This window comes from Shuttleworthella sp. MSX8B (genome assembly GCF_000524295.1).
GTDB classification, from domain to species: domain Bacteria; phylum Bacillota; class Clostridia; order Lachnospirales; family Lachnospiraceae; genus Shuttleworthia; species Shuttleworthia satelles.
Genome location: NZ_JAQT01000014.1, coordinates 39,922 through 60,827 on the forward strand (window position 1 = coordinate 39,922; position 20,906 = coordinate 60,827).

The 20,906-nt window shown below is 54.4% G+C and carries 23 protein-coding genes; 21 read left to right on the forward strand and 2 right to left on the reverse strand.

Annotation, left to right across the window (positions count from 1 at the left end; translation table 11 throughout):
* The first annotated feature begins 46 nt into the window (after positions 1 to 46).
* The 5 genes from HMPREF1508_RS03865 (at position 47) to HMPREF1508_RS03885 (ending at position 4,994) form a co-directional block, all read left to right on the forward strand.
* Complete coding sequence (locus HMPREF1508_RS03865; RefSeq protein WP_044959560.1) at positions 47 to 931, forward strand: DegV family protein; 885 nt, start codon at positions 47 to 49, stop codon at positions 929 to 931.
* A gap of 508 nt (positions 932 to 1,439) precedes the next feature.
* On the forward strand, positions 1,440 to 2,486 hold the full coding sequence (locus HMPREF1508_RS03870) for a TRAP transporter substrate-binding protein (protein ID WP_044959563.1): 1,047 nt from the start codon (positions 1,440 to 1,442) through the stop codon (positions 2,484 to 2,486).
* Positions 2,486 to 3,001 carry a TRAP transporter small permease gene (locus HMPREF1508_RS03875; protein WP_044959565.1) on the forward strand — a complete coding sequence of 172 codons (516 nt, stop codon included), beginning with the start codon at positions 2,486 to 2,488 and terminating at the stop codon, positions 2,999 to 3,001. Before HMPREF1508_RS03870 ends, HMPREF1508_RS03875 begins: the two co-directional genes overlap by 1 nt.
* On the forward strand, positions 2,998 to 4,305 hold the full coding sequence (locus HMPREF1508_RS03880) for a TRAP transporter large permease (RefSeq protein ID WP_044959568.1): 1,308 nt from the start codon (positions 2,998 to 3,000) through the stop codon (positions 4,303 to 4,305). Before HMPREF1508_RS03875 ends, HMPREF1508_RS03880 begins: the two co-directional genes overlap by 4 nt.
* 212 nt (positions 4,306 to 4,517) lie before the next feature.
* Complete coding sequence (locus HMPREF1508_RS03885) at positions 4,518 to 4,994, forward strand: pyridoxamine 5'-phosphate oxidase family protein (RefSeq protein WP_044959571.1); 477 nt, start codon at positions 4,518 to 4,520, stop codon at positions 4,992 to 4,994.
* Here HMPREF1508_RS03885 and HMPREF1508_RS03890 read toward each other — a convergent pair whose 3' ends face one another.
* Entirely contained in the window at positions 4,995 to 5,876 is an 882-nt protein-coding gene (locus tag HMPREF1508_RS03890; protein WP_044959573.1) for a phosphatase PAP2 family protein, read from the reverse strand.
* Positions 5,877 to 6,051: 175 nt separating this feature from the next.
* Between HMPREF1508_RS03890 and HMPREF1508_RS10635 the strand changes: the two genes are divergently transcribed.
* The 5 genes from HMPREF1508_RS10635 to HMPREF1508_RS03910 all read left to right on the forward strand — a co-directional run bounded on the left by HMPREF1508_RS10635 (position 6,052) and on the right by HMPREF1508_RS03910 (position 10,604).
* Entirely contained in the window at positions 6,052 to 6,174 is a 123-nt protein-coding gene (locus tag HMPREF1508_RS10635; protein ID WP_278244578.1) for a hypothetical protein, read from the forward strand.
* Positions 6,175 to 6,212: 38 nt separating this feature from the next.
* Positions 6,213 to 6,773 (forward strand): biotin transporter BioY, encoded by a 561-nt coding sequence (locus tag HMPREF1508_RS03895; RefSeq protein ID WP_044959575.1) that lies wholly within the window; start codon positions 6,213 to 6,215, stop codon positions 6,771 to 6,773.
* A gap of 172 nt (positions 6,774 to 6,945) precedes the next feature.
* Entirely contained in the window at positions 6,946 to 8,100 is a 1,155-nt protein-coding gene (locus tag HMPREF1508_RS09625; RefSeq protein WP_049906881.1) for a class I SAM-dependent methyltransferase, read from the forward strand.
* 114 nt (positions 8,101 to 8,214) lie between these two features.
* Positions 8,215 to 9,099, forward strand: a complete 885-nt coding sequence (locus HMPREF1508_RS03905) for a S1 RNA-binding domain-containing protein (RefSeq protein ID WP_044959576.1) — start codon at positions 8,215 to 8,217, stop codon at positions 9,097 to 9,099.
* Positions 9,100 to 9,266: 167 nt separating this feature from the next.
* Positions 9,267 to 10,604, forward strand: a complete 1,338-nt coding sequence (locus HMPREF1508_RS03910) for a glycosyltransferase (protein WP_044959579.1) — start codon at positions 9,267 to 9,269, stop codon at positions 10,602 to 10,604.
* Here the strand turns inward: HMPREF1508_RS03910 and HMPREF1508_RS03915 are convergent.
* Positions 10,525 to 11,328 carry a phosphatase gene (locus tag HMPREF1508_RS03915; RefSeq protein WP_084640236.1) on the reverse strand — a complete coding sequence of 268 codons (804 nt, stop codon included), beginning with the start codon at positions 11,326 to 11,328 and terminating at the stop codon, positions 10,525 to 10,527. The genes HMPREF1508_RS03910 and HMPREF1508_RS03915 overlap by 80 nt on opposite strands.
* A 428-nt stretch (positions 11,329 to 11,756) precedes the next feature.
* On the opposite strand from HMPREF1508_RS03915, the gene HMPREF1508_RS03920 reads away from it, so the two are divergent.
* From HMPREF1508_RS03920 to HMPREF1508_RS03970, 11 genes are all read left to right on the forward strand, one after another.
* Positions 11,757 to 14,288: a glycyl radical protein gene (locus HMPREF1508_RS03920; RefSeq protein ID WP_044959582.1), complete on the forward strand. Its 2,532-nt coding sequence runs from the start codon at positions 11,757 to 11,759 to the stop codon at positions 14,286 to 14,288.
* The gene (locus tag HMPREF1508_RS03925) at positions 14,285 to 15,085 is read left to right on the forward strand and encodes a glycyl-radical enzyme activating protein (protein WP_006905687.1); all 801 of its coding nucleotides are present in this window, start codon (positions 14,285 to 14,287) and stop codon (positions 15,083 to 15,085) included. Before HMPREF1508_RS03920 ends, HMPREF1508_RS03925 begins: the two co-directional genes overlap by 4 nt.
* 12 nt (positions 15,086 to 15,097) lie before the next feature.
* Positions 15,098 to 15,460 carry a BMC domain-containing protein gene (locus tag HMPREF1508_RS03930; RefSeq protein ID WP_044959586.1) on the forward strand — a complete coding sequence of 121 codons (363 nt, stop codon included), beginning with the start codon at positions 15,098 to 15,100 and terminating at the stop codon, positions 15,458 to 15,460.
* Between the two features lie 257 nt (positions 15,461 to 15,717).
* On the forward strand, positions 15,718 to 16,557 hold the full coding sequence (locus tag HMPREF1508_RS03935) for a class II aldolase/adducin family protein (protein ID WP_006905684.1): 840 nt from the start codon (positions 15,718 to 15,720) through the stop codon (positions 16,555 to 16,557).
* Positions 16,558 to 16,569: 12 nt separating this feature from the next.
* Positions 16,570 to 17,958: an aldehyde dehydrogenase family protein gene (locus HMPREF1508_RS03940; RefSeq protein WP_044959589.1), complete on the forward strand. Its 1,389-nt coding sequence runs from the start codon at positions 16,570 to 16,572 to the stop codon at positions 17,956 to 17,958.
* Between the two features lie 29 nt (positions 17,959 to 17,987).
* Positions 17,988 to 19,187, forward strand: a complete 1,200-nt coding sequence (locus tag HMPREF1508_RS03945; protein ID WP_044959590.1) for a zinc-dependent alcohol dehydrogenase — start codon at positions 17,988 to 17,990, stop codon at positions 19,185 to 19,187.
* Positions 19,188 to 19,211: 24 nt separating this feature from the next.
* The gene (locus HMPREF1508_RS03950; protein ID WP_044959592.1) at positions 19,212 to 19,526 is read left to right on the forward strand and encodes a BMC domain-containing protein; all 315 of its coding nucleotides are present in this window, start codon (positions 19,212 to 19,214) and stop codon (positions 19,524 to 19,526) included.
* A gap of 35 nt (positions 19,527 to 19,561) precedes the next feature.
* Positions 19,562 to 19,840: a BMC domain-containing protein gene (locus tag HMPREF1508_RS03955; RefSeq protein WP_006905680.1), complete on the forward strand. Its 279-nt coding sequence runs from the start codon at positions 19,562 to 19,564 to the stop codon at positions 19,838 to 19,840.
* Between the two features lie 56 nt (positions 19,841 to 19,896).
* A complete protein-coding gene (locus HMPREF1508_RS03960; protein WP_330365252.1) occupies positions 19,897 to 20,319 on the forward strand; it encodes a BMC domain-containing protein in 423 nt (140 codons plus the stop codon).
* Between the two features lie 62 nt (positions 20,320 to 20,381).
* Positions 20,382 to 20,663: a BMC domain-containing protein gene (locus tag HMPREF1508_RS03965; RefSeq protein ID WP_006905678.1), complete on the forward strand. Its 282-nt coding sequence runs from the start codon at positions 20,382 to 20,384 to the stop codon at positions 20,661 to 20,663.
* Positions 20,664 to 20,819: 156 nt separating this feature from the next.
* The coding region (locus HMPREF1508_RS03970) for a BMC domain-containing protein (protein ID WP_044959593.1) at positions 20,820 to 20,906 on the forward strand (87 nt) is incomplete at its 3' end.

Below are 20,906 nucleotides of genomic sequence, written 5' to 3' on the forward strand. Positions count from 1 at the left end.
TTGGATTAGGATAAGAGGCAGAGAGGAAGCACAGATCGGAGGAATCATGAGTGACTATGTACTGACCTGCAGTTCGACGGTGGACCTGCCAAAAGCCTACCTGGAGGGACGGGGGATTCCCTATGTCTGCTTCCACTATCGTCTGGGACAAGAAGAGCATATGGACGATCTCTGGGAGGCCATGGACGCCAGAGCTTTCTACAGCCGCATGGTAGGAGGAGAAGATGCCAAGACCTCCCAGGTCAATATTGAGGAGTATATGGATTTCTTTCGTCCCTTTCTGGAAGAGGGAAAGGATATTCTTCATATCGAGCTCTCTTCCGGACTTTCCGGATCCTATAACTCGGCCAGGCTGGCAGCGGAAGAGCTGCGGACCAAATTCCCTGACAGGAAGATCGGCGTAGTGGATTCCAGAGGGGCTTCATCCGGATTCGGTTTTCTCCTGTCATATCTGGCGGATCAAAGGGATGAGGGACTTGCTTACGAGCAGCTTATGGATCTGGCGGAGGAGAAGAAGCTGCTGGTTCATCACTGGTTTTTCTCGACGGATCTGACCTTTTATGTCAAGGGGGGAAGGATCTCCAAGACGGCGGGATTTTTAGGTGGAATGCTGGGCATTTGTCCCCTGCTCAATATGGATGAGGCAGGACATCTCATTCCCAGAGAGAAAATCAGAGGGAAGCAGAAGGTGATGCAGCGGATTGTTGAGAAGATGCTGGAGCACGCCGAGGGGGGACCTGATTATCAGGGCAAGGTCTTCATCTCTCAGTCGGATTGCCTGGAGGATGCCGAAGGGGTGGCCGCTCTGGTCAAAGAGCTCTTCCCTCAGATGGATGGCGAAGTTATGATCAACCCCATTGGCCCGACCATAGGAGCCCACACGGGGCCGGGAACCGTAGCCCTCTTCTTCTTCGGAGATAAGAGGGTCTGAGAAACTCAGAGGATTCGAGGGGCTGAGGGGATCGAGGAGACAAGAGTGTACGAGGAGATGAGAGTGCTCGAGGAGACAAGAGGGTCCAAGAAGATGAGAGGATTTGAGTCTGCCGGGGTGTGAGAGCGAAAAAGCATTTCCCCTTAGGCAGAGAACGGCTTCCCCTAAAAAAGAAAGATGAAATAAAAGACAGATCCGTCTCAGGTGATCGCCCTATATGGCGCCTGAGACGGATTTTGTATTTGAGACAGGGGCAGGACAGGAAAACAGGAGGATATTCGAAAATCCTCAATCGCAAAATGAGAGTCCATACCCAAAAGCTCAGCATAAGTGAATCGTTGATCAGTTCCTAAAATTTTTCGAAACAAGACAGCAGGATTTGTAAAAAAGCCGGGGATTTCGTGCAAGAAATCAATAACAAAGAAGGCGGTTCCCAACTATGATAATAGCTGTAGTTTTTTGACGGGTTTCCCGAAAGCAGGGGAAAACGATGAAGGAGGATAGAGGAATGAAGAAAAGGCTGACGGCGTTGACTCTGGCGCTGCTACTTGGCTTGTCGGTTCTTCTGACTGCCTGCGGAGGCTCCGCTAAGGGAAGCGCGGCTTCGAGCGCGGCAGCCAGCAAGGAGCATCCCATGATCCTGACGCTGGCGCATAACCAGGCGGAGAACCACCCGGTTCACAAGGCCCTGGTCAGGTTCGCCGACCAGGTGAAGGAGAGAACCGATGGCCGCATTGTTGTCAAGATTTACCCCAATGGGCAGCTGGGTTCTGAGAATGAAAATCTGGAACAGCTGCAGGCCGGCGTGGTCGCCATGGCCAAGGTGTCAGCCCCGAATCTGGCGACCTATAACGACGGCTACAATACCTTTGGTCTGCCCTATATTTTCAATGACCAGGCGGATTATTACAGGGTGATGGATTCTCAGCAGATGGATGATTTCTTCATGTCCTCCGCGGATGACGGCTTTCTCACCATGACCTACTACGACTCCGGTTCCCGCTCCTTTTATACCAAGGGAAAGGCGATCCGGACCCCGTCCGATCTGGACGGACTCAAAATCCGCGTGCAGGATATGGCGGTACAGACAGACATGATGAAGGCCCTGGGCGGTACGCCTGTCACCATGTCTTACGGGGATGTCTATACATCCCTGCAGACCGGCATCATCGACGGCTCTGAGAATAATGTCACTGCCTTAACGACCGGCAAGCACGGTGAAGTGGCCAAGTACTACTCTGTTGACGAGCACGAGATGATCCCTGACGCTCTTGTGATGAGTGCCAAGGTCTGGTCCACTCTGTCCGCGGAGGATCAGGCGGCGGTCAAGGCGGCGGCCAAGGTCTCGACAGAGTATCAGAAGGAGCTCTGGGCAGAGGCAACCGAAAAGGCTGTCGAGCAGGCTAGGCAGGAGATGGGAGTCACCTTCGTCTATGATGTGGACAAGGCCGCCTTTCAGGCGGCGACAGCTCCTATGATCCAGACCTATGAGAACAAGTATCCCGGTGTGAAACGTCTCATGCAGTCGATTGAGCAGGTAAGGGAGGCGAACTGATGAAAATAGCGCTTGGTAAGATAAAGAAATTCAGCAACACTTTTTTGGCAATCGTCTGCGCGATTCTCCTGTCTTTTATGGCAGTTCTGGTTCTATGGCAGGTCTTTACCAGATATATCCTGGGGCATCCGGCGGCATTTACAGAGGAACTGGTCAAGTACTCCCTGGTGTGGACCTCTTTCGTCGGCGCGGCCTACGCCTTTTCCGCCAGAGAGCACATGGCTTTAACCCTGCTCAAGGACCGGCTGACCGGCCTGCCGCACAGGATTCTCGCGACTCTGATTGATATTCTGATTCTGGCAGTCGCCCTCTTTGTGATCACAATCGGCGGCTTCAAGTTGGCGCTGTCCGCCCACGCCGAGTTCTCCGCTCTTTTAGGGATCCCAAGAACCTTAGTGTATTCGATTGCACCGATTTCCGGCGTCTTTATCATCTTTTTCCAGTTGATCAATATCTATGAGGATATCACCGGCATCTTTGTGATTGAAGAGGCAGAAGAGGAGGTCAAGCCATGACTGTAGGATTAACAACTGTGCTCTTATTCGTCGTATTCGGCGTCCTGCTCTTTCTGGGAGTACCGATTTCTGTATCCATTCTGGTATCTGCTCTGGTGACAGCGGCCTCCACCCTGTCCTGGGATCAGGTCACCTTCATCGCCATGCAGAAGATGAACTCCGGGGTTGAGTCCTTCTCCCTTTTGGCGATTCCCCTCTTTATTCTGGCGGGAAACATCATGAACAACGGAGGGATTGCCAGAAGACTGATTAACTTCGCTCAGATCTTTGTCGGAAAGATTCCGGGCTCCCTGGCACAGGCGAATATCCTGGGCAATATGCTCTTCGGAGCCCTGTCCGGTTCCTCGGTTGCCGCGGCCTCCGCGATGGGAGGAACCATTAATCCGATTGAGAAGGAAAACGGGTACGATCCCGCCTATGCGGCTGCGGCCAATATTGCCTCCGCGCCGACAGGACTTCTGATTCCCCCGACTTCCGCCTTCATCGTCTACTCTACGGTGGCCGGCGGAGTGTCCGTATCCACCCTCTTTATGGCGGGCTATATCCCCGGAATCCTGATGGGCATCTGCTGTATGGGAGTTGCCTTCTTCTGGGCGATCCGGCACAAGATGAAAGCGGTTGGAAGAGATAAGTCCAGGAGTATCCTGAAGACCACCTGGGAGGCCATTCCCTCGCTGCTTTTGATTATTATCGTCATCGGCGGTATTGTAGCCGGAATCTTCACGGCGACAGAAGGCGCCGGCGTGGCGGTTCTCTACTGTCTGGTTCTGTCTCTGATTTACCGGAGCATCAGTCTCAAGTCTTTCATGGATATTCTGCTCAAGTCCGCCAAGACCTCGGGGATCATTATGTTTTTGATCTCCGCCTCCTCCGCCATGTCCTTTGTCATGGCCTATGCGGGAATTCCCCAGGCGATCTCTTCCGGACTTATGGGGCTGACCTCCAATAAGTATGTGATCTTTTTGCTCATGAATATCATTCTCCTGGTGGTCGGGATGTTTATGGATATCACCCCCGCCATCCTGATCTTCACCCCTATCTTCCTGCCGATTGCGACCAAGCTTGGAATGAGCAGTGTGCAATTCGGCGTCATGCTGATCTTCAACATGTGTCTGGGCAACATCACTCCTCCCGTCGGCTCCGTTCTCTTTGTCGGCTGTGGAATTGGAGAGGTGACCATTGAGGAGGTGACGCCCAAGCTGATTCCCTACTTCGCAGTATTGATTCTGGCCCTTCTGGCAGTGACCTATATCCCGGCCCTGTCTTTGGCAATTCCAAACGCAATGGGGCTGACCGTAAAATGAGATGGCATGCGGACTGAGATGGTCGCTGATCCGGCGCTTGGGCGTATAGGGACAGGGCTGATCGCTCCCGGTCAATGATAAAAAGAGAATGCCGGCCATGAAGGATCGCGCAGACACAGGATTGCGGCTGCGGGAAAACATGGTCGGCATTTTATGCCTGTGATCGGGTAAAATGGGACTTGTTCCAATGGGAAAGAGGATAGGAGATATTCATGTTTCGAAAGATGCGTCGCTATCGGCAGCAGATCTGTCAGGAGGATTGCCTGAAGATTTTGAGAGAGGAAGGCAGAGGTGTGCTGGCAATGATCGGAGAGGACGGATATCCCTACGCGATTCCTCTGGACTTTCTCTACAATGAAGGAAATGGCAGGATCTACTTTCACTGCGCCATGCAGGGATTCAAGCTGGATCTCCTTCGGTTCAATGATAAGGTCTGCTTCTCTGTCATGGACAAGGGATTTAAGAGGGAAGGAGACTGGTCCTGGAATGTGCGCAGCCTGGTCATTTTCGGGCGCGTGAGAGAAATAAGCGACCCGATGATGATAGAGGGGCAGGTTCGGGCCCTTGGGATGAAGTACTATCCGACCAGAGAAGGGGTAGAGCTCGAGATGAAAAAGTCTTTGTCTCGGGTCTGCCTGCTGGAGCTGACCATTGACCATATGACCGGAAAGCTGGTCAACGAGAGCTAGTCACTCTGACAGGAGCAGATCCGCCCGATAGAGTTTTCCGCCGACAACAAAGATCGTAAAGGTGATGGCAAAGGCGGCGGTGACATCCGTCAGAAAATGGGCTCCGATGATGATGCGGCTTAAGGCGATCAGAAGGGTCCAGCACAGGCCTCCAAAGAAGAATTGATAGCGGCGTGACCGAAGCAGGGGGCTGGCGGAGGCAATGTAGTAGAGACTCAGCGCGGTTGCCGCCGCCGTCGTGTGCCCGGAGGGAAAGGACTTGAGATCATCCTTTGGGATGCCGGAGGCGATCAGCTGTGCCTTGTCCGCCAGACCAGGCTGATACCAGGGATGAAAAGAGACCATTTGTCCCATGCCGGAGACAAGAAGGCGCATGCGGGGGCGAGCCCATGGAATTTTGATCAGGTGGGTGAGAATGGTCGGTCCAAGGGCAATGAGGATCAGGATCTTAAGAAGGCGCGCGACGGCGTCGTCAGACGCGTCTCTTAAGGTCCATTCTGCAAAGAGACAGGCCAGGACGGCAAAACCGAAGCCGAGACCGATGGCCAGTCCGCGGGGCAGTTCTGTGATATAGTGGCAGGTGTCATAGCCCCCGTAGAAGGCGCAGCCGGCCAGAACCAGCCCTCCGAAGACCACTCGCCCGTAGTACTGCAGGGGAGGCCCGGAGGGCTTGGCCCGGCGGATCAGGAGGTAACCGCAGATGACGCCCAGCAGATAGTTTGGCATAGAACCGTATCCGGCAGCCAGAAGAGCCGGGAGACTTTCCTGGTTTAAGAGGGCATAGGAGATGGACAGATCCCAAAAGGAGCCTGTGGCCATGGAGACGAGAATACAGGCAAAAATAACGGGGATCATCCGGTCATAAAGAGATCTGTGTTTCATGAAATCCTCCTTTGGAGCAAGTAGCTGTGAGCAATGGAAGATATCAACCATATATCACTCGTTTCCTGGCATTATAGTGAATCCGCGCCGGAAAAGAAATATGTTTCGAAAAGCAAATCGAAAATCAGCTCATCTATGCTAAAATGGAAAAGATTTCGCCGGGTTTGTGCGGGACATGCGCAGAAGTGTGCGGGATATTCACGGATTTGTGCGGGATATGTACAGATACGTCAAGTATGTACAGTTTGTTAAGAAGGAGACGGTCAAAAGAGAAGAGACGGACCGGCCGTTGACCTGAGAGAGCTCAGGCAGGACAGAGGAAAGGGGTATTGGAAAATGAAGGTAAAACAGCTGGCTTTTACGGCACTGATGGCGGCGCTCTGCTGCATTTTGGGGCCTCTGTCGGTTCCGCTCGGCAGCGTTCCGGTCTCTCTGGGAGTTTTGGCGGTCTACCTGGCTGCTTATGTTCTGGGAGGGAAATGGGGAAGCCTGTCCGTTCTCATCTATCTGCTCCTGGGTTTGGTCGGACTGCCTGTTTTCTCCGGTTTTGCCGGAGGACCGGGGAAGATGCTGGGTCCAACCGGAGGCTTTCTGATCGGTTTCCTCTTCCTGGCGGCCATCTGTGGGGGCTTTGTGACCCTGTCAGACCACAGGAAGGGACTGGCCCGCTATGGACTGCAGATCACAGGCATGATTCTGGGGCTTGCGGCCTGCTATGCCCTGGGCACAATGTATTTTATGTTTGTCATGAAGACCGGTTTGATCGCCGCTCTTGCGGCCTGCGTTCTGCCATTTTTGATTTTTGACGCCCTAAAGATGATCATGGCGCTGATTCTGGGCAATGCCCTGCGGAGGGCGCTGACCTTCGCGAATCTTTTGGAGACCAGCAGGGTCTGATGTCCCAAAGGGGCTGGGCAGCTGATGCTCCGAAAGAGCTGGGCAGCTGATACCTCGAAGGAGATGGGCAGCTGATGTCCTGAAAGGGAATGAGCAGCTTGCCTGGGATCTTGACGCGAAACAGATGCCTCAAAATTCATGAAGTCCATGGAGGAAAGTGAGGAAGGGCAGGATGGATTGGCACGATCAGAAGCTGATTGCCTACTACAATAAGTTTCCTGAGGAAAAACGACTGGATTCCAGACATGGCCAGGTAGAGTACCGTCTGACCCGGCATTTTATCAATCAGGCGATTTCAGACATGGGCGCGGAGGGGCAATCCCTTCGCGTTCTTGATATCGGGGCCGGGACAGGCCGTTACGCCGGACCCCTGGCAAAAGAGGGACATAGGGTCACAGCGGTAGAGCTGGTCCGCTACAATATCGGCTGTATGCGCCAGAAATGGACCGGTCTCGACATTCGACAGGGAGACGCCAGGGATTTAGCAGGGGCCGGCCTGGGGCAAGAGTGCAATGGAAGCTTTGATCTGATTCTTATGCTGGGACCCATGTACCATCTGATCAGGGATCAGGATAAGGCGCAGGCCCTCGCAGAGTCGGCGCGCCTGCTGGCCCCGCGGGGGAGACTTTTGGTGGCCTATCTGATGAATGAGTACTCGGTTTTGACCTACGGTTTTGGGCAGAGACACATCCTGGAATTGCGGGCCAAAGGACAGGCTGAGAAAGAGAAGCAGACGCAGACAGGGCGGGTGCAAGGAGAGCAGACACAAGCAGGGCGCCTGCAAGAAGAACAGGCACAAGAGGGGCAGATACAAGAAAAGCGGATGCAAGCAGAGCGGCTGCAAACGGAAGGGGTGCAAACAGAGGAGCAAGTGCAGGAGGAGTCTGATAAAATCGGGTCCTTCAGCAGGGATCACAGATCGAAGGGGAGTTTGGATGCTTCCTTTGCCCTGCAGCCGTCCCCGGGCGATCTCTACGACTATGTGCGTCTGGAGGATATCGCGGCCTTTGATCGGGAGGCAAACCGCATCATCAGGGAAAGGTGGGAGAAGGCGGGCAGGAACAGTCAGGAAGAAAGTCTGACCGCAGGCGCAGACAGGTCAATCCGCGGAGGGAATGCGCCTGGCAAAAGAGGGGCGCCGCAGCTGATTCGGGAGCGGATCTTCTCACCAGACGGTCCGGCCAACTATATGCGCAGGGAATTAAACGCTCTCTCCGAGGAGGAGTTTGCCTGCTTTTTGGACTACCAGCTGGCGATCTGTGAGAGAGCGGATCTGCTGGGAGCCGGCGGACACCTGGTGGAAGTGTTGCGGCTATCTGAAAAATAAGTAAAATAATAGGTATGTAGTTCGCGGGAATCTCATGGCAGCAATTTCCGGGCCAAAAGGTCCGAGCCGGGAATAGCAAAGAGGGGACGAGTTTAGAAACAAGGAGAAGTTCTTATGTCAATCAAGTATGAAGTGGGCGATATTGTCAACTGCGAGGTTTTAGGTGTGAGTGATCATGAGGTCTCAGTCGATCTGAACGCCGGTAAGATCGGAATCATCGCCTTTGAGGATCTGAGTGAGGAAGAGGGATACGATCCCCACAAGCATCTTCGAAACGGCAAGCATTTGACTGCCAAGATCACTTCTTTAGATGACGGCAGGGGAAATATTCGTCTTTCGGTCAATGCGGCCAGGCACACGGATGCCTGGGATCAGCTGAAGGATGCGCACAGCGCAAACGAGACGCTGACCGTCCATGTCCGCGAACAGGTCAAGGGCGGAGTGGTCGCCTACCTGAAGGGCCTGCGGGCATTTATTCCGGCGAGCCAACTGGCCGCCTCCTATGTGGACAATTTGGCCGATTTCGTCGGCAGGGATCTGGAGGTTAAGATCGACAGCATCGAGCCCGCCAAGCGCCGGCTGGTGCTCTCCGCCAGAGCGGTAGAACAGGAGAAGAAGCGCCTGGAGCAGCAGGCGAAGCTGGATGCCCTGGAGGTCGGGTCCATAGTCGAGGGCACTGTGGCCCGACTGAAGGACTTTGGAGCCTTTGTCAATATTGCGGATGGCCTGGACGGTCTGGTGCACATCTCTCAGATCTCTCTTAAGAGGGTCGAGAAGGTGGAGGACGCGCTTCGTGTGGGACAGAAGGTACGGGTTAAGATCACCGGAATGAAGGACGGAAAGGTCAGCCTGTCCATGAAGGCCGTCGAGCTTCTTGAGCGGCCGTCAAAGGAGGCGGCGGCCAGAAAGGCCCAGGACGAACAGGTGGCCAGATACGCCGACAGGGAGTCGACAGGGACTTCCCTGGCGGACCTTCTTGGGGGAATTAAACTGGATTGAATTGTGAGAGGGATTGTGAAGGAGATGATTTCACAGTCCTTCTTTTTGCGGCGAACGTCTGCCTGCCAGGAACGCATCGGAGATGAAGCCAACTGAACCGGCTGCGTTCTAATCTGGCTGCACTCTAATGAAGTGAGAATCGGTTATGGATTCCGGGAGGAGAGAAAATGGACCCAAATCCCAAAGTCAGTATCATTATTCCTGTTTACAATGCGGCTTCTGCTCTCAGGCGCTGCCTTGACTCGGTATTAAAGCAGGAATTTACGGATTTTGAGCTTTTACTCATGGATGACGGCTCCTCGGATGAGAGCCCGGCCATCCTGGATGAATATGCCGGGAAGGATTCCCGGATCCGCCTGGTTCACAAGAACAACTCCGGTGTGTCTGACACCAGAAATCAGGCTTTGGACCTGGCCAGAGGTACCTATGTCCAGTTTTTAGACGCGGACGACTGGATTGCTCCCGAGGCGACCAAACTTATGGTACGGGCCATGGAGCAGAAGAAAGCGGATCTGGTCGTAACCGACTTCTATCGGGTTGTGGGGGAGCATGTTTCCCATAAAGGAGATATTGAAGAAGACAGTCTGATGGATCTGCAGACCTTCGCCGGCCACATGATGGAGAATCCGGCGGACTTCTACTATGGGGTGATCTGGAATAAGCTCTACTCGCGTCAGATGATAGAAGAGAATCGGATCCGTATGGATCCTGAGGTCAGCTGGTGTGAAGATTTTCTCTTTAATATGGAGTATCTGCTGCACTGTAAGGGGATTTTTGCCCTTCAGGTACCTGTCTACTACTATGTAAAGACGGAGGGCTCTCTGGTCTCGCAGGGGCTGTCGATTACGAAGACGGTTGAAATGAAGGCGAGCGTCTTTCGCTATTACAATGATTTTTTTGCCAGGGTCTATGATCCGGAGGATTATGAGGCCCGGCGGATACAGATCTACGGATTTTTGGGGGCCTTTGCCAGAGATGCCGGGGCAATTTCCTTTCTCCCCGGGACCAAGCGCCTGGGCAAGGAGAGACAGAATGTTGATATGAATCCACAGGCCTCTGATACGCTTCTGACCAATGCCTACTATCAGCGCAAGCTTCTGGATAAGTACCTGGAGCCGGTGGGACAGCATTATGATCTGTCCAATGTGGATCTGCGGATCCTTCTGACCATTGCGGCGGTCAATCGCAAGACCAGCCGCCGGCAGCTCGCGGCCTATGCGGGAGTCAGTTCCCTTTTGGCGGCGGCATCTCTGCAGAAGCTCCTGCAGCAGGGCTATGTGGAAACGGAGACCCATCTGCGGGATCGGATCTCGGAGGGTGTAAAACAGGGAGATTTAAACCTGCGCATAACCGACAAGGCGGCAGATCTGACCGAGGATCTGGTCAGCGCGCTTGCGGACTATCGCAGGGCGATTATGGCAGGCTTTACGAAAGAGGAAGAGCGCCGGTATCTGGACCTGTCTGAGCGGGCCGGGAAGAACGCCAGGGCTGCCTTGGAACACTGAGAAGCTCAGGGTGCTCGTTGACCAGCAGGTCCCGGGGAAAGTCCTGCTCACGCAGGAGAAAAAGAGCGCGGTCAGCCTGGCCAATCCGGTCGGGACCGTGGGAATCGCTGGAGATCAGCAGGGGAATTCCCTTCTTTTTGCAGAGTTTAATTAAAATACGATAATTTTGTTCCGTATCCAGACCGGTTACCCGGTGATAGCCGTCCGGCCCCAGGGAGGCCTCGTTGACCTCCAGGATGACCTTGCATTCGGCCGCGGCGTCGGTGAGACGGTGGACGCAGTAGGGGAACTGGCTGTTATCCGGGTGACCGATGATTCTTACCAGGGGGTTGGACATCGCCTCGATATAATCTTTGGTATTCCGGTCCCTGTAGGCCTCGATATCATCGTCTCCCCGGTAGATGACAGAGCGGGGCGGGCGGTGCATGGAGGCGATGACGTAGTCGAGCCGCTTTAGGACGGAATTGTCCAGATCCAGGCCGCCGCCGTCTAAAATATTGACCTCGACCCCGTAGAGGAGGCGGACGCCAAAGTGTTCTCTGGGGGCGAAGGCAAGATTTTGAAAATAGGAGCTGAATGCGGCTCCGGGAGTGGCCGGTCCGTGGTCGCTGATGCCAAGAAGACAAAGACCGCGCTCGGAAGCGGCCCGGGCCATTTGACCGATGGTGGCTGTGCTCCCGTGCCCGCTGGCAATGGTATGCGTGTGCAGATCCACTGTGATCATCTGAAAAGCTTCCTTTCTCTTATCTCTTAAACGAAACGCGTCAAAAAATGCCAAGGCGCGCCATAAATCAAAGCTCGCCATATAGAAATAGAAGCGCGTCAAAAATTCAAAGCCTGTCACATATCAGAGCGTAGCTCTTCGCAGTGAGGAATTTTTTTGAATGACCTTTGTAAATATGATTTTTGCAAATAACCTCTGACAGGCCGGTCATACTAATCATAATGTTGAAAAGCCACAGCTTCATCAGGAATAATCAACAAAAATAGTCATGCAAAATTGTGAAAACCACATAAAAATAAAATACCATACTGTTGTTTGTTGAATATTATCGAAGAGAAACCATATAATCATCTTGAATGAACACGCATGTCTGACTTTTTGTGGTGAATTGTTGCTTGCAGTTTCTTTCAGAAGAAAAGGATCATTCTATGGCGAAATTCTATGTCGATGAAATCCCAAAGTCTGACCGGATCGGAAGGCTTGTCGCTCACCTCTATGCCAAAATGCCGGAGATCGAGTCCGCCAGGGCCAGGCTGATTACCGAGTCCTATCAGTCCACGGAGGGCCAGCCCATTGTCCTGCGCCGGGCCAGGGCACTTCATCATATCTTAAAGCACATCCCCATTATCATCCGGGATGAGGAACTGATTGTCGGCAGTACGACGATTGCCCCGCGCGGCTGCCAGACCTATCCGGAGTTCTCCTTCGAGTGGCTGGAAGCGGAGTTCGACACGGTTGAGCACAGGGAGGCAGACCCCTTCTATATCTCTCCGAAGACGGCAGAGGAGATCCGTCAGGCGGACCGCTATTGGAAGGGAAAGACCTCCAGCGAACTCGCGTCCTCCTATATGTCCGCCGAGGCCAAAAAGGCCATCGAACATAATATTTTTACGACTGGCAATTACTTCTATAACGGGGTGGGACACCTGACTGTCCAGTATGAGAAGGTTCTCAACCAGGGGCTTGAGGGGATCATCCGCCAGGCGGCGGAGGAGCTGGCAGGACTTGGCCAGGGAGACGCGGACTACGCGAAGAAGTCCATCTTCTTAGAGGCGGTCATCATTGACTGCAAGGCGGTGATCGACTATGCCCATCGCTATGCCGATCTGGCGGAGCAAAAGGCGGCTGAGACGACGGATTCCAAGCGCAGGGCGGAGCTTATGGCAATCGCTGAGCGCTGTCGCCTCGTTCCGGAGAAACCGGCCGCTTCCTATGCCCAGGCTCTGCAGAGCTTCTGGTTCATCCAGCAGATTCTGCAGATTGAGTCCAGCGGGCACTCCATCTCTCCGGGCCGCTTTGACCAGTATATCGACCCCTTCTTCCAGAGGGATCTGGCGGCTGGAAAGATCACAAGAGAAGAGGCCCAGGAGCTCTTGGACTGTGTTTTCGTCAAGCTGAATGACCTCAACAAGTGCAGGGACGCGGCCAGCGCCAAGGGCTTCGCCGGTTACTCCCTCTTCCAGAACCTCATTGTCGGAGGACAGGACGCCGAGGGAAGAGACGCGACCAGGGATCTGTCTTTCATGTGCATTACAGCGGCCAAGCATGTCTTCCTGCCCATGCCCTCACTCTCCATCCGGGTCTGGAACGGGTCACCCCATGACCTTCTGCGCAGGGCGGCTGATTTGACCAGAACAGGGGTCGGTCTCCCCGCCTACTACAACGACGAAGTGATCATTCCGGCTCTGATGAACAGGGGAATCCCTCTCGAGGATGCCAGGAATTACTCCATTATCGGCTGCGTGGAACCCCAGGTTCCGGGCAAGACGGACGGATGGCACGACGCTGCCTTTTTCAATATGTGCAGACCCTTGGAACTTGTCTTCTCCGACGGACAGGATAAGGGGGAACAGATCAGCATTCACACCGGCAAGGTGGAGCAGATGCGGACCTATGAGGAATTCTTCGCCGCCTACCAGGCGCAGATGAATTACAATATCTCTCTTCTGGTCAATTCGGACAACGCGATCGATGTGGCCCACAGTCTCCTGACGCCCAACCCCTTTGAGTCCTGTCTGGTGGACGATTGCATCAAGCGAGGCAGGTGCGTAGAGGAGGGAGGAGCCCATTACAATTTCACAGGACCTCAGGGCTTTGGAATTGCCAACGTGGGCAATGCCCTCTACGCCATCAAGAAGCTGGTCTTCGAAGAGAAGCGCTACAGCCTGACGGATTTCAAGAACGCGATGAAGATGAATTTCGGTCAGGGACTGGACGAGGAGAGCATCTTCTCTCTGGCCATGGAGACTTTGGCCGAGATCAAGGCCCAGGGCAAGGAACTTGGTAGGGATGAGCTCCCGAGAGTGATTGAGTCCATCTCCTCCATGGAGCTGCCCGCAGATGTCAAAAAGCTCTATGAAGATCTCTGGAAGGCTGTCTTAGAGGAGCCTAAATTCGGCAACGACGACGATGAGGTCGATGAATTCGCCCGGATTGCCGCCTACACCTACACCAGGCCGGTGGAGACCTATCATAATCCCCGCGGGGGTCAGTTCCAGGCCGGTCTCTATCCGGTATCCGCCAATGTGCCTTTAGGCGCGCAGACCGGGGCGACGCCGGACGGACGATTAGCGCATGCGCCTGTCGCCGACGGGGTATCTCCCTACGTCGGAACGGATGTCAGCGGTCCCACCGCGGCGGCCAATTCCGTTGCCAAGCTGGATCACGGCATTGCCTCCAACGGAACCCTCTACAACATGAAATTCCATCCCTCGGCCTTAAGCGGCAATATGGGATTGGATAACTTTATCGCCCTGGTGCGCGGATTCTTTGACCAGAAGGGCATGCATATGCAGTTCAATGTGGTCGATAAGAATACCCTGCTTGACGCGCAGGCGCATCCCGAGAAATATCGGCAGCTTGTAGTCAGGGTAGCGGGCTACAGCGCGCTCTTTACGACTCTCTCCAAGTCGCTTCAGGACGATATCATCTCGAGAACTGAGCAGACCAGCCCGCTATGAACAGAGACTATTTGAAAACACGAGGAAGGATCTTCGATATCCAGCGCTACTCCATCCACGACGGACAGGGAATACGGACGATCGTCTTCCTCAAGGGCTGTTTTCTGCGCTGCAGGTGGTGCTGCAATCCCGAGTCGCAGAGCAGGGAAATCGAGACCATGATCGTGGCCGGCAAAAAGAAGGTGATCGGAAGAGACGTCACGGTCGAGGAGGTCATGGAGACTGTGGTCAAGGACCGGATCTACTACCGGACCTCCGGGGGAGGGGGACTGACTCTTTCGGGGGGAGAGAGTCTCTGCCAGCCGGAATTCACCAGAGATATGTTCCGCGCCGCCAAGGAGACCGGGATCAGCACAGCTCTTGAGAGCACGGCCTATTCCGACTATGACAGGATCGAGGCGATTCTGCCCTATCTGGACCAGTATCTTTTAGACATCAAGCACATGGATTCGGCCAAGCACAAGGAGTACACTGGGGTGGCCAACGAGAGGATTCTGGCAAATGCCAGGAGAATTGCGGCTTCCGGCCAGACCAGACTCTCCATCCGGGTTCCCACGGTGCCCGGCTTTAACGACAGGCCCGAGGAGATCCTGGCGATCGCGAGATTCGCGGACCAGCTGCCCGGAGTGAAGACCATTCACCTCCTCCCCTATCACAGACTGGGACAGGATAAGTACGACGGCCTGGGGAGAGACTACGGAATGAAGGAGACTCCTCTGCCGGACGGGGAGAAGATGCAGACGCTGGCGAGACTGGTGAGGGAGAACACAAGTCTTGAATGCCGGATCGGAGGCTAAGGGGCGTGACTTATGAGCGAGTATGATAACAAACAGAGAATCATCCAGGAGCTTGTCCCCGGAAAACAGATTTCCCTGGCCCATATCATGGCCAATCCGGATCCGATCCTCTTTGAGAAGCTGGGGATCTCAGCTCCTGACGAGGAGGGAGGATCCGCCATCGGAGTCATGACGATTTCGCCGGCCGAGACGGCGGTGATCATCGCCGATCTGGCGGTTAAGTCCTCAGGAGTAACTCTGGAGCTGATTGACTTGGAGCAGGGGTCTTTGATTGTGACCGGAACGGTATCGCAGGTGGAATCCTCCATTGCGGCGGTCATGGAGTATTGCAGCCGGATGCTGGGCTTTTCCGTCTGCCCGGTCACCAAGACATAAATCCCGCGCAGGGAAGCTGTCAACAGGCACAAGATGACGCGGCTCAAGAAGAGGACTGAGAGCCCACGAGGGGATACCGGCGGAATTTTGACCGGAAAGCCTCGTCAGACTGCACAAAAACAAACAGGAAAAACAAACAAAACAAACAAAAATTAAGGACTATATTGACAACTTCCGGATAAATTTTTAACATAACAAGTGAAAACCACAAAAAGCCACACATTAACCCATCCAATTCACAAAGGAGGACATTTCAGATGGTCAATGAGTACGAATTGAAGAAGCAGATCTGCGATATCGGCAAGCGGATCTACAACAGAAACATGGTGGCTGCAAATGACGGCAATATTTCAGTCAAGCTGAACGACCATGAATTTCTCTGCACACCCACCGGCGTATCCAAGGGCTTTATGACGCCTGACTACATCTGCAGGGTTAATGAGAAGGGCGAAGTGATTCAGGCCAATCCCGGCTTTAAGCCCTCTTCTGAGATCAAGATGCACATGAGAGTCTATGCCAAGAGACCGGATGTGGGCTCTGTTGTTCATGCGCATCCTGTTTACGCGACGAGCTTCGCGATTGCGGGGATTCCTCTGACCCAGCCCATTATGCCGGAGGCAGTCATCGCCCTGGGCTGCGTGCCGATCGCTGAGTACGGGACTCCTTCTACCATGGAGATTCCGGACAATGTGGAGAAGTATCTTCCCTACTATGATGCCGTTCTTTTAGAGAGCCACGGTGCTCTGACCTGGTCTACGGATCTTCTGTCCGCCTATCTGAAGATGGAGTCTGTTGAGTTCTACGCGCAGCTGCTCTATCAGTCCAAGATGCTTGGCGGTCCCAAGGAGTTCGATCAGAAGACGGTAGAGCGTCTCTATGAGATCCGCAGGCAGATGGGACTTCCGGGAAAACATCCGGCAAATCTCTGCCAGAATAAGGACGGACACAACTGCCACAATTGCGGTCTGCATCAGGAAATTCCCGGGATGCCCGCGAGCGGCGCAACGACCGGCAGCATTACATCAACCCCCAAGGAGCCGGCCCCGGAGGTGATCGCGGAGATCACCAAGAGGGTGTTGGAACAGCTTGGAAAGTAAGGAGCAGATGACATGGCAGATGAACAGCTTGTTCAAAACGTCGTGAGAGAGGTCGTGGCGAGAATGCAGATTTCCGCTCCTGCCAGGGGGATGCACGGCGTCTTCTCTGATATGGAGGAGGCTATCGAGGCGGCCAGAACAGCCCAGCAGACCGTCCGGCTTCTTCCCATGGATCAGAGGGAGAAAATTATTGGCGCGATCCGTCGGAAGACCAGGGAGAACGCTGAAATCCTGGCCCGCATGGCTGTCAATGAGACCGGCATGGGCAATGTGGGAGACAAGATCTTAAAGCACCTTCTGGTTGCCGACAAGGTTCCGGGAACAGAGGATATTTCGACCAGAGCCTTCTCCGGAGACAGGGGGCTGACCTTAATCGAGATGGGACCCTTCGGGGTGATCGGGGCCATTACGCCCTGCACAAATCCCAGCGAGACCGTCCTGTGCAACACCATCGGAATGCTGGCCGGCGGGAACACGGTCGTCTTCAACCCCCATCCCCAGGCCATTAAGACGACGCTATTTACCATTCAAATGGTCAATGAGGCCAGTCTTGAGGCCGGCGGACCGGACAATATCGCCTGTACGGTTGACGCGCCGACCCTTGCGACCAGTGAGATCATGATGAAGTCGCCGCATATCAAGCTTTTGGTGGCGACCGGAGGACCGGGTGTCGTCACGGCGGTTCTGTCCTCGGGAAAACGGGCGATCGGCGCAGGCGCCGGCAATCCGCCTGCCCTGGTCGACGAGACGGCGGATATCCGCAAGGCGGCAGAAGATATCGTCAACGGATGCACCTTCGATAACAATCTTCCCTGTATTGCGGAGAAGGAGATTGTCGCGGTGGACTCCATTGCAGACGAACTCCTCCACTATATGCTGACGGAGCAGGGCTGCTATCAGGCTTCCGAAGAGGAGCTGGACCGACTGACCAAGGCTGTGATGGATGAAAAGGGCAGACTCAACCGCAAGGCGGTCGGCCGCAGCGCCAGAAAGCTCCTCTCTATGATCGGAGTCGAGGTCGACGCGAATATTCGCTGCATTACCTTCTTCGGTCCCAAGGAGCATCCGCTGATCACAACGGAGCTGATGATGCCTATTCTTGGAATTGTGCGGGTCAAGGATTTCGCGGAGGGCCTTGAAGCCGCGGCGTGGCTGGAGCACGGGAATAAGCACTCCGCTCACATCCACTCCAAGAATGTGGATCGGATTACAGAGTACGCCAGAAGGCTGGATACAACCATCACTGTGAAAAATGGCCCGTCCTACGCGGCCCTGGGATTTGGAGGCGAGAGCTACTGCACCTTTACAATCGCGAGCCGTACCGGAGAAGGACTCACCAGTGCCAGGAGCTTCATTAAGTCCCGCCACTGTGTGATGACAGACAGCCTTTGCGTTCGCTGACGCGGATGAGAGACCTGAAAGGGGGATCCATGGATCAGAACAATATAGAAACAATTGTGCGACAGGTCTTAGAGAGCCTGCAGGATGGGTCAGCCGCGGCCGGCCCGAAGAGCGCGGGGAGAGAGATCCCCAAGACAGCTCATGTGGCAGTCCTGACTGCCTTAGAACACTTCGATGTCAAGGAGTATCCGATTCCCCCTCTGGGAGACGGAGACATACTTGTAAGAGTTGAAGGCTGCGGGGTCTGCGGAACAGACGCCCATGAATTCAAGAGAGATCCCTTCGGACTGATTCCCGTAGCCCTGGGCCACGAGGGAACCGGAGAGATCGTCGCCATGGGCAAGAATGTCAAAAAGGACAGCGCGGGCAAGGATCTTCACATTGGAGACAAGGTCGTGACCTGCATGATCTTCAAGGACAATCCGGATATTACCATGTACGACCTCAACAGACAGAATGTCGGAGGGGCCGATGTCTATGGCCTGCTGCCTGATGACCAGATTCATCTGAACGGGTGGTTCTCTGACTACATCTTCATCCGGGAGGGGTCGACGGTCTTTAATGTCAGCGACCTGGATCTGGATTCGAGAATGCTGATTGAGCCGGCGGCAGTGCTGGTACACGCGGTAGAGAGAGCCAAGTCCACCGGAATCCTCCGCTTTAATTCAAGAGTTGTGGTTCAGGGCTGCGGCCCCATTGGCCTGCTTTGCATCGCGGTGCTTCGGACGATGGGAATCGAGAACATCGTGGCGGTTGACGGCAATCCGGGACGCCTGGAATTCGCCCGCAGAATGGGGGCGGAGAGAAGCGTCAACTTCGCGGACTATCAGGGGATTGAGGCGCTTACAGCCGGCCTTGAGGCCCAGTTTGACGGACATCCGGCGGACTTCGGCTTCCAGTGTACGGGCAATCCCAAGGCCCACTCCAATATCTACAAGTTCATCCGCAGCGGCGGCGGTCTCTGCGAGCTCGGATTCTTCATCAACGGCGGTGACGCCACCATCAATCCCCACCTGGATATCTGCTCCAAGGAGCTGACGATTGTGGGATCCTGGGTCTATACCCTGCGGGATTACGGGACAACTTTCGATTTCTTAAAGAGGGCCAAGGCGATCGGTCTTCCCATTGATGAACTGATCACAGACAGGTATCCCTTAGCTAAGATCAATGAAGCCCTGAAGAAGAATCTGGAGATGACCGGCTTAAAGATCTGCATGGTGAACGAGTAAGGGGATCAGACAGAGGATCAAGCGATGACAGAAGCAGTCGGAATGTTAGAGGTGTTCGGGTTGACGACGGCATTTATGGCGGCGGACGCAGGATGCAAGGCCGCGAATGTTCGTCTGGAGCCCTTCGACAAAAATAAGCCGAAGAACCCGGATTCCCTTCCGGTTCCCCTCCTGGTGATGATCAAGTTTCGCGGTGACGTCGCGGACGTGACGGAGGCCATGGAGGCGGCGATGGCCAAGGCAAAAGAGATGACGGGCTATGTGCAGCATCACATTATCCCCCGGCCGACGGAAGACACCCAGAAGATGTTAAAGCTCTGTGCTTTTGACAAGAGTTAGTGAAGCAAAATGTTCCATGAGAAAGGAGAATTACCATGGAGAAGAAGGCACTTGGAATGATTGAGACCAGAGGACTGACCGCGGCAATTGAGGCATCTGATGCCATGACCAAGGCGGCAGAGGTAAAGCTGATCGGAACGGAGAAGATCGGATCCGGTCTGGTAACCGTTATGGTCAGAGGAGATGTGGGAGCCGTCAAGGCAGCGGTTGAGGCCGGCGCCGTAGCGGCAGGACGCCTGGGAGAGCTGGTTGCTCAGCACGTTATCCCAAGCCCTCACGAGGATGTTGAGAAGATCCTGCCCGCAATCAAATAGTTTCAGACCATGCAGCAAGTCGCGGGCCCGGCTGATCAGAATAAGTGAAGATTAAGATGAGAACCATTAAGAGATTTTTGATCGGAAGAGCAGCGGCAGGAAGGGAAGACAGGACAGGGAGCAGGAAGATGACGTCATATGGATTTATAGAGATCACGGGTGTCGTCGCGGCAGTAGATGCTCTTGATATCATGTGCAAGACAGCCGATGTAAGTCTGGCTTCCTGGGAGCGAAAACTCGGAGGACGGCTGGTGACAATGATCATTGAAGGCAGCGTCGAGGACGTCGCGCAGGCGATCTCGACAGCTTCTGCCAATGCCATCAAAAAACCGGTTTCCTATGGAGTGATCGCCAATCCCCACGAGGAGATTCGCAGGCTGGTTGCCTTGTCGGCATCCCGCTGGAACAAGCGTCTGAAGGAGGCGAGGGAAGAATCGCCGGAAGACGCGGGGCGCGACCGATACCTGCAGGAGGTCTAGTCGAAGAAGCCCGAAACACCTAAGTGAGCATTCAGGCAGAGTCCTGATGAAGGAGGAGAAAAATGACACAGGAAGCATTGGGAATGGTAGAGACCAGGGGTCTGGTAGCGTCAATTGAGGCAGCGGACGCCATGTGTAAGGCAGCCAATGTCACCTTGATCGGAACAGAGAAGATCGGATCCGGCCTGGTGACCGTTATGGTCAGAGGCGATGTCGGAGCTGTCAAGTCCGCGGTTGAGGCAGGATCTACAGCGGCAGGAAGACTGGGCGAGCTGATTGCAACCCACGTAATTCCCCGTCCTCATAATGATGTGGAGGGAATTCTTCCAAAGCTTAAGGCTTGATTGAAGGCGAAATCTTTTGGCCGGGCCGGTTGATTCCATGTCGAAGGCCCGGCTGGGAGAGGTGCATCCCGGATCCTCAGGAACAGGATCTGCGGACAGGAGACTTGATCCCCTCGATGGGATCTGTGAGATGGCAGGAGTGCCGGGAGAAGAAAAATGACACAGGAAGCATTGGGAATGGTAGAGACCAGGGGTCTAGTAGCGTCAATTGAGGCAGCCGACGCCATGTGCAAGGCGGCCAAT